Annotated in this window: 8 protein-coding genes and 1 pseudogene; all 9 read left to right on the top strand. The window is 48.9% G+C overall.

The window, feature by feature from the left end; genetic code table 11:
• Positions 1 to 111 (top strand): annotated as a pseudogene (locus N512_RS24225) (IS200/IS605 family transposase); the annotation flags it as partial.
• A gap of 435 nt (positions 112 to 546) precedes the next feature.
• On the top strand, positions 547 to 3300 hold the full coding sequence (locus tag N512_RS0118750) for a TonB-dependent receptor (protein WP_081737209.1): 2754 nt from the start codon (positions 547 to 549) through the stop codon (positions 3298 to 3300).
• A gap of 676 nt (positions 3301 to 3976) precedes the next feature.
• The gene (locus tag N512_RS0118745; RefSeq protein WP_028781285.1) at positions 3977 to 4759 is read left to right on the top strand and encodes a DUF3450 domain-containing protein; all 783 of its coding nucleotides are present in this window, start codon (positions 3977 to 3979) and stop codon (positions 4757 to 4759) included.
• Complete coding sequence (locus N512_RS0118740; RefSeq protein ID WP_025011236.1) at positions 4759 to 6114, top strand: MotA/TolQ/ExbB proton channel family protein; 1356 nt, start codon at positions 4759 to 4761, stop codon at positions 6112 to 6114. Before N512_RS0118745 ends, N512_RS0118740 begins: the two co-directional genes overlap by 1 nt.
• Positions 6114 to 6641: a MotA/TolQ/ExbB proton channel family protein gene (locus N512_RS0118735; protein ID WP_081737208.1), complete on the top strand. Its 528-nt coding sequence runs from the start codon at positions 6114 to 6116 to the stop codon at positions 6639 to 6641. The genes N512_RS0118740 and N512_RS0118735 overlap by 1 nt, the downstream gene beginning before the upstream one ends.
• Before the next feature lie 13 nt (positions 6642 to 6654).
• The gene (locus tag N512_RS0118730; RefSeq protein ID WP_025011238.1) at positions 6655 to 7059 is read left to right on the top strand and encodes an ExbD/TolR family protein; all 405 of its coding nucleotides are present in this window, start codon (positions 6655 to 6657) and stop codon (positions 7057 to 7059) included.
• A 1-nt stretch (position 7060) separates the two neighbouring features.
• Positions 7061 to 7681 carry an energy transducer TonB gene (locus N512_RS0118725; protein WP_028781284.1) on the top strand — a complete coding sequence of 207 codons (621 nt, stop codon included), beginning with the start codon at positions 7061 to 7063 and terminating at the stop codon, positions 7679 to 7681.
• A gap of 1 nt (position 7682) precedes the next feature.
• Entirely contained in the window at positions 7683 to 8933 is a 1251-nt protein-coding gene (locus N512_RS0118720) for a tetratricopeptide repeat protein (protein ID WP_025011240.1), read from the top strand.
• Positions 8934 to 9069: 136 nt separating this feature from the next.
• A partial coding sequence (locus N512_RS24735) for a hypothetical protein (RefSeq protein ID WP_037475591.1) occupies positions 9070 to 9301 on the top strand: 232 nt, incomplete at its 3' end.

Genomic DNA, 9301 nt, shown 5'->3' with positions numbered 1-9301 from the left:
GTAGATTCAGTGGGAGCAAACGAAGAGATCATTCGTCGATATGTAAGGTATCAACAGAAAGTAGAGGCAGAGGAATCAAACGGTCAGATCAAGCTTGGTTTGGATGGGTGATTCTTTTAGCCCCCTTCTAGGGGGCTGTTCAAAGCCACCTGCTATGCAGGTGGATTTTTTACTGGAAAAACACAAGTGTTCACACTCCTTTCCAGAAAGAGGTATGTAACACATGTGTTACGTTTCTGGTGGAAAAAGGCATCGCGATAAACTCCCCTTACTTCAGGCTGTTACAAGTTATAACACTACCCCAAATACCTAATACCGCTGTGATAGCCGTTATATTCAAGCTCAGTGAAATAATATCTTCTCTCTTTTGTTGTTAATTTTATATGCAATATTAACGTTTCAAATGTTGATAAAATGTTTGTTATGTGATTTTATTTGCGTGAAATTGTTGCCGGTTAACTTATGTCTACCTGCAAACAACTAAAGGATCCGGGCAAAGCATTCGGATCCGTTACCAAGACACAAGATGTCGAAAGGGAGATAAGTATGTATAAGAATAATTCGTTAACCAACGCAGTGCGTCTGGCATTGGTTGGTGGTGTTGCAGCGACTGCTTTTAGCGCTCCAACCGTTTTGGCGGCCGAAGAAGGTGCTGACAATGTAGAGCGTATTCAGGTTACAGGCTCTCGCATCAAGCGCACCGATATGGAAACAGCAAGCCCTGTTAGCGTGATCGATGCTTCATCTATCATAGCGTCAGGTGCCGTTAACATTGATGACGTTCTGCAGAAAATGACCTCTGCCGGTGGCGCCATGACCAACGCCGGTATCAACAACGGCTCAGGCGGTAACTCTCGTATCAACCTGCGTGGTTTGGGTGACAACCGTACTCTGGTTCTGGTGAATGGTCGTCGTATGATTGCATCCGGTACCGGTGCAGCTTCTTCTGTTGACCTTAACACTATCCCAGTTTCCATGATCCAGCGTGTCGAAGTACTGAAAGATGGTGCTTCTGCCATTTATGGTACCGATGCGATTGCCGGTGTGGTTAACATCATTCTGAAAAGAGATTTCGACGGTTTTGAAATCAACGTTCAGACCGGTATTTCCGGAGAAGGCGATGCCGACGAGTCCAGCATCGACATGACTCTGGGTAACACCTTCGAGAAAGGTAATATCGTAGTTAATGCTCAGTACACCAAGCGCGGTGATGCCAGCCAGGCAGATCGCGATTTCTCCAACTGTCCGATTGCAGAGACAGGTCCAAAAGGGGACCGTAGCCTGTACTGTGGCGGTAGTAGCTACTCTCAAGGCGGCCATGTCTGGGGTGACAACAACTTTGGTATTGTTGGCACCGGACCTGAAGGTGCTTATGCCATAGGTGACAAGGGCTACTATGGTGAATATGTTGATAACGGTGAAGGTAAGCCAAAGTTCCAGTACTTTGATGGCATGTCTGAGGCCGATCTGAGTGGCCTGGGTGGTACCTACCACGAGTTCAGCGATGCTGACAGATACAACTACGCCAAGGACAGCTATCTGTCGACGCCAATGGAGCGTTTGAACCTGTCCATGGCCGGTACTTATGAACTGACCGAATCTATTCGCTTCTTCACCGAAGCCATGTACTCCAAGCGTTGGTCCAATCAGCAGATGGCGCCTCAGCCAATCTGGAACGGTGATGCCTGGGTTTACAATCCAAAATCAGCCGGCGGCTGGATGACTGATGACCTGTTGCCTTGGGTTCAGCCAGGTGAAGAACTGGCTTATGGTCGTCGTATGGTTGAGTCCGGTACCCGTGACTTTGACCAGGTAGTAGACACCATACGTATCGTTGTTGGCCTGGAAGGTGAGTTTGAAAACGGCTGGACCTGGGATGCTTCTTATAACAAAGGTAAGAACGACTCAACCGATACTCTGGCTAACCTGCACAACTTAGGTTCTATCAACGCTGCGGTACTCGAAGGCACTTTCGATCCTTTCCTGCAATCTTCATGGGAAGGTGAGAGCATCAAGCCATACATCTATACCGAAGTGAACAGCGGTGGCAGTGAGTTGGATGTGATTGCAGCAACTCTGTCCGGCGATTTGTTTGAAATGCCTGCCGGTATGATGGGCTTTGCAGCGGGTTATGAGCACCGTAAAGAAGCGGCTCATTATACTCCGGATTCCCTGACTTCTCAGGGGCTGGCAAACGATCCTCGTGTTGAGCCAACTGCCGGTGATTTCAGCGTTAACGAATTCTACGCCGAATTGGCAATCCCACTGCTGAGCGAGCTGCCTTTGGCACAACAAGTGGATCTGAGTGCCGCTATGCGTTACTTCGACTACAGCACTTTCGGTGATGATACTACCTGGAAACTGGGTCTGACTTGGCGTGTATATGATGACCTGATGATCCGCGGTGGTATGTCTACAGCCTTCCGTGCACCAACTGTATATGAACTGTACGGTGGTAAGTCACCATCGTTCGAACAGATAGTTCACCCTGCCACCGATCAGGACCAGGCTGAAGTGACTGTTGGTGGTAACGAAATGCTGACCCCTGAAGAAGCTGATATCACTACTCTGGGTCTGGTGTATTCACCAAGCTTTGTAGAAGGTCTGTCTCTGACCGTCGATTACTATGACATCGAGATCTCCAACACTATTACTTCAGTTGACAACAACTATGTTGCCAACCAGTGTCTGGATGCCGGTGGCAACAAGATCAACACAGGCACTGCGCTGTGTCAGTCTTCCAATATCGAAATCGACAATAGTGGTCGTATCAAGTTCGATAACGGTCTGCAGAACATAGGTGCTACCAATACTTCAGGTTACGATATCAACGTTGCCTACGTATTCGATGCCTTCGGTCTGGACTGGAAAGCCGGCTGGGACAGCTCTATCCTGAGCGAGTATGAAGAGTTTGACCCGGATGGTAATGCGGTTGACTATCGTGGTTACATCACAGGTGGTGTGGGTGCTTATGCCAAATTCAAGAGCAATCTGAATATCACAGCAGCCGGTGATGACTGGACTGTCACTTATGAAGCCCGCTATATAGACGGTATGGATTCATTTGCTTGTAAGAACGACGATGGCAGCTGCTACGCGCCTTCAGTTGACAGCGTGGTTTACCATGACCTGTCGGGTTCTTACGATATCACCGACCGCATCCGCGTATCCGGTGGTGTCAACAACCTGTTCGACAAAGAGCCTCCATACTACACAGGTAACAACGACTCGAATACCGACCCTTATACCTATGATATGTTGGGCCGCTACTTCTTCGTTCGTGCCAGCATGAAGTTCTAATGACAGATTTCATCTTTGGATGAATTAAGTCAGCTTCATTGAATGAAACCCCGGGATACCTTCCGGGGTTTTTACTTTTTAAACTCTCTATATAAGTAAGACATAGTCGCAAATTGACAAAACACTATTGCGTAACAACTGGAATCGACCCGGGCTGCCAATTGATTTCATGGCAAGAGAGCAGGGGAGACGGCTTTGTGGTTAAACCGCTTTCCCAAGGACAGTAATCACTTGGAAAAAGTGTATTGCCATCGCTCGACAGAATTGAATTCTTTCAAGATTGATAAAACATAACGCACCGACTTATGCTTTTTAATTATATATAAATCATAAGGTTAAATATTAGCTGGTGCTGTTTTTACCGCTATTCATCGTTCAAGAAGATGGCTGACAATTGATCACTAAATGTAAAAAAAAGCCATTGATGATTAATCACACAGTTAGCCTTAGTTTCCAGCGTTTTCGTCTCATTTCAAATGTTGACACAGGTCAACATTTTGTGAAATGATGCCAGCGGGTCTATGCCTTCAGGGGCATAGGAAAGGGAAGATAAAAAACTAACAATCACAAGAGAAAGACATACTTGATAGCACCACCTGCCGTTGAAATAGGGATATTCGGGGCGCTGTTGCTGAAAAGTTAAACCTTTTTAATCACTTCAAATTGGTTGGGAACTATGTCCAAGGTAAGCAATAGAACAAAAATCGCTTCTGCGCTTGTTGGCGCGCTGGCACTCGCCAGCAGCAACTTAGTCGTTGCAGATCCTCTTACCGACGCGCAACAAGCCGCGGGTCGTCTGCAGTCAGACGCCGTTGCGTCACAGAAGAAGATCGATAAGTATTTTGACCAGGCTCAAGATATGCTTTTCGAATATTCCGCCGTTGCTGACGAGCGTGAATCTCTCAAAGCCTACAATGATTATCTGGCTGGACTGGTCGCTGATCAGGAAGCCACAATGAAATCCATTCAGGACGATATCAATGGCGTAGACAAACTGCGTCAGGGTGTTGTTCCTTTGATGTTTAAAATGGTTGATGCACTGGAGCAATTCGTGGCTCTGGATCTGCCATTCAAATCTGAAGACCGTACACAGCGCGTTAAAAACCTCAAAGACCTGCTTAACACTGCCGAAGTGACTCTGGCTGAAAAGTTCCGTCTGATCCTTGATGCTTACAGCATCGAGCGTGAATACGGCAGCTTTGTTGACGTTGAAACCGGTAAGCTGAATCTTGATGGTAAAGAAGTGCTGGTTGATTTCTTCCGCTTGGGCCGCGTAGCTCTGTACGCTCAGAGCCTGGACCAGAAGACTGCCTGGATGTACAACCCTGAAACCAAGGGTTGGGATAAGCTGGATGACAGCTACCTGCGTGACATCACCAAGGGTATTCGTATCGCCCGTAAACAAGGGGCTCTGGATCTGTTCGCACTACCAATTCCAGCTGCGGAGGCTGCACAATAATGAAAAAGCTAATCACTACCGCCGTCGTTGCTGCCAGTTTTTCACTGTCTGCCGGTATGGCCAGTGCCGCCGAGGCGCCTAAGACGATTGACCAACTGCTGCAGCAAGTTAAAGTTGAGCGTGCCGCTCAAGGTAAAATCAACGCCAAACGTGAGAAAGAGTTCCAAGCCGAGCGTGGCGACAAGGCTGCGCTGCTGAAGCGTGAAAAAGATGCGCTGGCTGCTGAAACTCAGCGTGGTAAAGACCTGAACCAGGCCTTCCTCGATAACGAGCGTAAGATTGCTCAGCTCGAAGAAGATCTGAAAACCGCTCAGGGTGACCTGGGTGAAATGTTTGGTGTGGTTAAAGGTGAAGCAGGCGATTTCGCCGGCAAGCTGATCAACTCCAACGTCAGTGCTCAGTATCCAGGACGTGACAAGTTCGTTCAGGACCTGGGTGCCCGTAAGCAACTGCCTAAGATTGAAGAACTGGAGCGCTTCTGGGAAGAGCAACTGTTCGAAATGGCCGAGTCCGGCAAAGTGGTTAAGTTCGAAGGTTCTGTAACCGACATTGATGGTAACGTGAAAAACACCACCATCTACCGTATCGGTGCCTTTAACCTGTTGGCTGACAACAAATACGTGGTTCTGAACCACGAGCTGGGTCTGATCCAGGAGCTGTCACAGCAGCCTGAAGGTTATCAGGTTAAGCCTATCGCCGACTTCGAAAAGACCACTTCAGGTACAGCCAAGCTGTACGTTGACCCTGCCCGCGGTACTCTGCTGAACATCTTCACTCAGAAGGCCAGCTTCCAAGACCGTATCGAGGCCGGTGGTACCATTGGTTACATCATCATCGCCTTGCTGGCTCTGGGTCTGCTGATCTCTCTGGAGCGTCTGGTTACTCTGACTCTTATCGGTGCCCGTGTTAAGTCTCAGGCCAAGAATGTTGCCAACCCAGGTAACAACGCTCTGGGCCGTGTACTGAAAGTGTACCAAGAGAACAAAGATGTTGACGTTGAGACTCTGGAGTTGAAACTGGATGAAGCCATCCTGAAAGAAACACCAGCGCTGGAAACACGTATCTCCATCATCAAAGTATTGGCAGCTATCGCTCCTATGATGGGTCTGCTGGGTACCGTAACCGGTATGATTGCAACCTTCCAGAGCATCCAGCTGTTCGGTACTGGCGATCCAAAACTGATGGCCGGTGGTATCTCTATGGCACTGGTAACTACAGTACAGGGTCTGATTGCGGCTCTGCCACTGATGTTGTGCCATGCCATTGTTGTGGCTCGCAGTAAGTCTATTGTTCAAATCCTTGAAGAGCAAAGTGCCGGTATCATTGCTGAACACGCAGAGAAGAGGGCTGACTAATGATGCTATACCTGATGGACATTTGGGATTCCGTCAGGGGCTTCATGGCCTCCGGAGGCGACGTCCTCTGGCTTGTTGCGGCGGTGCTGTTTCTCATGTGGGTATTGATGCTTGAAAGATTCTGGTATCTGAACTGGGTATCACCAAAGAATCATAAAGACATTATTGCCGCATGGAATGCCAGGGAGGAAACGACTTCCTGGTATGCACACCGTATCCGTGAAGCTTGGGTATCCCAAGCGAAGCAAGATATGAATGCACGTATGCTGATCATCAAAACACTGGTAGCCATCTGTCCTATGATAGGTCTGCTGGGTACAGTGACAGGTATGATTTCAGTGTTCGATGTTATGGCAGTTCAGGGGACGAGTAATGCTCGTCTGATGGCAGCTGGTATTTCTATGGCCACTATGCCAACTATGGCTGGTATGGTCGCGGCATTGTCCGGGGTGTTCTTTAGCACTCGTTTGGACGCCAAGATGAAAATCAGCTTGGAAAAGCTGAAAGACAGCCTGCCACACCACTAGAGAGAGATTGAACATGGCACGTAAGAAGCATTCCAGTGTAGAAGAGGAAGCACAGATCGATATGACCCCGATGCTCGACATCGTGTTCATCATGCTGATCTTCTTCATTGTGACCACCTCGTTTGTGAAGCCATCCGGTTTGGACTACAACAAACCCAAGGCGTCCACAGCGACTTCAAAACCTTCGGCGAACATCTTTATCGGCGTCAGCAAAACCGGCGTGATCATGATGGAAAACCGTCAGGTTGATATTGAACGAGTAACCGCTAACGTAGAACGTATGTTGGCGGAGGCACCAGAAGCCGCCGTTCTGATCCAGGCAGACAAAGAAGCCCAACACGGCTTGGTTGTTAAGGTACTGGATCAGGTGAAGGCTGCTGGTATTGATAAGGTCTCGGTATCTGCGGGGAACGACTGATATGTTAAGAGCACTAGTATCTATCATTATTGGTGCTGCTGTGACTTTTGGTCTGTTCTGGTTTATGGCATTCCTGGTCGGAGGTGGCGCACAACGTGGCGACACCTCAGCCGAAACGCCAGTTATCGAGATCACAATGGACAAGCAGGATTCGAAGGCACAGAAGAAACCAAGGGTGACACCTAAGCCACCCCCACCACCAGAGCAGCCACCGAAGCCAGCGGAAACGCCACCGGATAGCTCTTCTGATATTGATACCAATATGTCATTCAATATGGGTGGAGTAGAAGCAGGCGGTCCAAGCACAGGCTTTAAGCTGGGCAACATGATGACCCGTGACGGTGACGCAACACCTATCGTGCGGATTGAACCTCAGTATCCCATTGCTGCGGCGCGTGACGGTAAAGAAGGTTGGGTACAACTTCGCTTTACCATCAACGAACTCGGTGGTGTTGATGATGTTGAAGTTATCCAGGCTGAACCGAGAAGGCTCTTTGATCGTGAAGCGGTTCGTGCACTGAAGAAGTGGAAGTACAAGCCGAAGATTGTTGACGGTAAGCCGATGAAGCAACCCGGTATGACAGTTCAGCTGGACTTCACCCTGAACCAAGGAGACAGATAAGATGCAAAAAGTGAATAAGCTTGCTGCAGCCATGCTGTTGACTTTGACAGGCAGTGCAGTGCTGATGGCGCCAATCGCCCAGGCCGCTGAGAAGTGTCCTATCGACCAGCGTCAGGCCAAGGCTGTGGGTCAAACTGCTGCCAAAAAGGTGCAGAGATCCTTTGAAGCCTATCAGGACGGTAATCTGGACGAAGCAATCGCCGTATTGCTGGAAGCCAATGCCCGTAACGACTTCGACAAGGCCTATATCGCCCGTATGTTGGGTAACTTCTACGCTGAAAAAGGTCAGATGGGCACCTCCATTAAGTACCTGAAGCAGGCAGTAGAAGCCGATATCCTCGGCGGAACCGACCACAGTGCAACGCTGAAGTTGTATGCGGATCTGCTGCTGCAGGAGAAGAAGTTTAAAGAAGCTATCACCTACTATAACAAGTGGATGGACTTCTCCTGTAAGCAAGATCCTGTGGTCTACCGTCGTATCGGTATTGCCTATACAGAACTGAAAGACTATCCAAACGTGCTGAAAACAGCGGACAAAGGTTTGTCATTGGCGGAAAAGCCTGACAAGAACCTTTATCAGCTTAAGTTCCAGGCTTACTTCAACCTCAAGCAGTACAAGAAAGCGGTTGGTGTTCTGGAAACTATGGTACCCCTGTTTCAGGACGATAAGCGTCTTTGGGTTCAGTTGGCTCAGCTCTATCTGCTGACCGAGGACTTCGACAAGGCAACAGTGACTTACGATCTGGCCTATCAGAACGGTTTCCTGGAAACTGCTGATAACATCACTCGTTTGTCGCAACTGTTGGCGTCCAAAGGTTCGGCTTATCGCGGCGCTGTGATTTTCGAGAAGCACATGAAACAAGGGCTTATCGAAAAGAATGAGAAAAACCTGTCTATGTTGGCCGGTTTCTTCCACAACGCCAAGGAGCTGAAGAAGGCCGCGGCCTATTATGGTCAAGCAGCTGCTGCCGGTAACGATGGCAAGCTGTACCTGAAACAAGGCCGTCTGCTGGCCTTGGATCAGCAGTTCAAGGAAGCGATTCCGGTATTCAAGCAAGCGCTGGATGCCGGATTGCAAAACCCAGGCGAAGCTCAGTTTGAGCTGGCACTGGCCTACTTGAACCTGAAAGACTATAAGTCGGCTTACCGCCGTGCCGAATTGGCCTCCAAGGATTCCAAGACTGCACGTAGCGCCACCAGCTACCTGTCATACATAAAAGAGAAAGCGCGGATCCACAACGTTTCGCTCTAATGTGATGTCAGTGAAAAGCCCCGCAAGGGGCTTTTTTATGGTTCATCGCAGATTAGCGTGGACTGGAAATGAAAACGGTTGGAGAGTTATTGTTTAGTCGCCAAACAAAAACAATGACCAACCCCAACCGTTCTCAATGTCGAATATTACCTTCCCCATTGCGCTCTGGGAAGGCTTTGAAGCCGTCCATACCGAGCAAAATCAACAAACCCTCATCATCCACCTAAAGCCGATTGATAACGGCCACTGTGCTTGCGGCAAACCGGCTAAGGCTGTTCACGACGCTTCACTTCGCAGCGTATCGGAACGAACCATACTGGCGTTTCAGGTTCAGTTACGGCTACCCGTCCGCCGTATTCTTTGCCCTG

This window comes from Shewanella sp. 38A_GOM-205m, assembly GCF_000518445.1.
Taxonomy (GTDB): domain Bacteria; phylum Pseudomonadota; class Gammaproteobacteria; order Enterobacterales; family Shewanellaceae; genus Shewanella; species Shewanella algae.
Note: the sequence above shows the minus strand (reverse complement) of the source record. Positions and strands in the feature narration are given on the sequence as shown.

Bases quoted from the DNA above. Each gene is read 5' to 3' on its own strand.
- N512_RS0118750 (WP_081737209.1), top strand. From the start codon at position 547: ATGTATAAGAATAATTCGTTAACCAACGCAGTGCGTCTGGCATTGGTT.
- N512_RS0118745 (WP_028781285.1), top strand. From the start codon at position 3,977: ATGTCCAAGGTAAGCAATAGAACAAAAATCGCTTCTGCGCTTGTTGGC.
- N512_RS0118740 (WP_025011236.1), top strand. From the start codon at position 4,759: ATGAAAAAGCTAATCACTACCGCCGTCGTTGCTGCCAGTTTTTCACTG.
- N512_RS0118735 (WP_081737208.1), top strand. From the start codon at position 6,114: ATGATGCTATACCTGATGGACATTTGGGATTCCGTCAGGGGCTTCATG.
- N512_RS0118730 (WP_025011238.1), top strand. From the start codon at position 6,655: ATGGCACGTAAGAAGCATTCCAGTGTAGAAGAGGAAGCACAGATCGAT.
- N512_RS0118725 (WP_028781284.1), top strand. From the start codon at position 7,061: ATGTTAAGAGCACTAGTATCTATCATTATTGGTGCTGCTGTGACTTTT.
- N512_RS0118720 (WP_025011240.1), top strand. From the start codon at position 7,683: ATGCAAAAAGTGAATAAGCTTGCTGCAGCCATGCTGTTGACTTTGACA.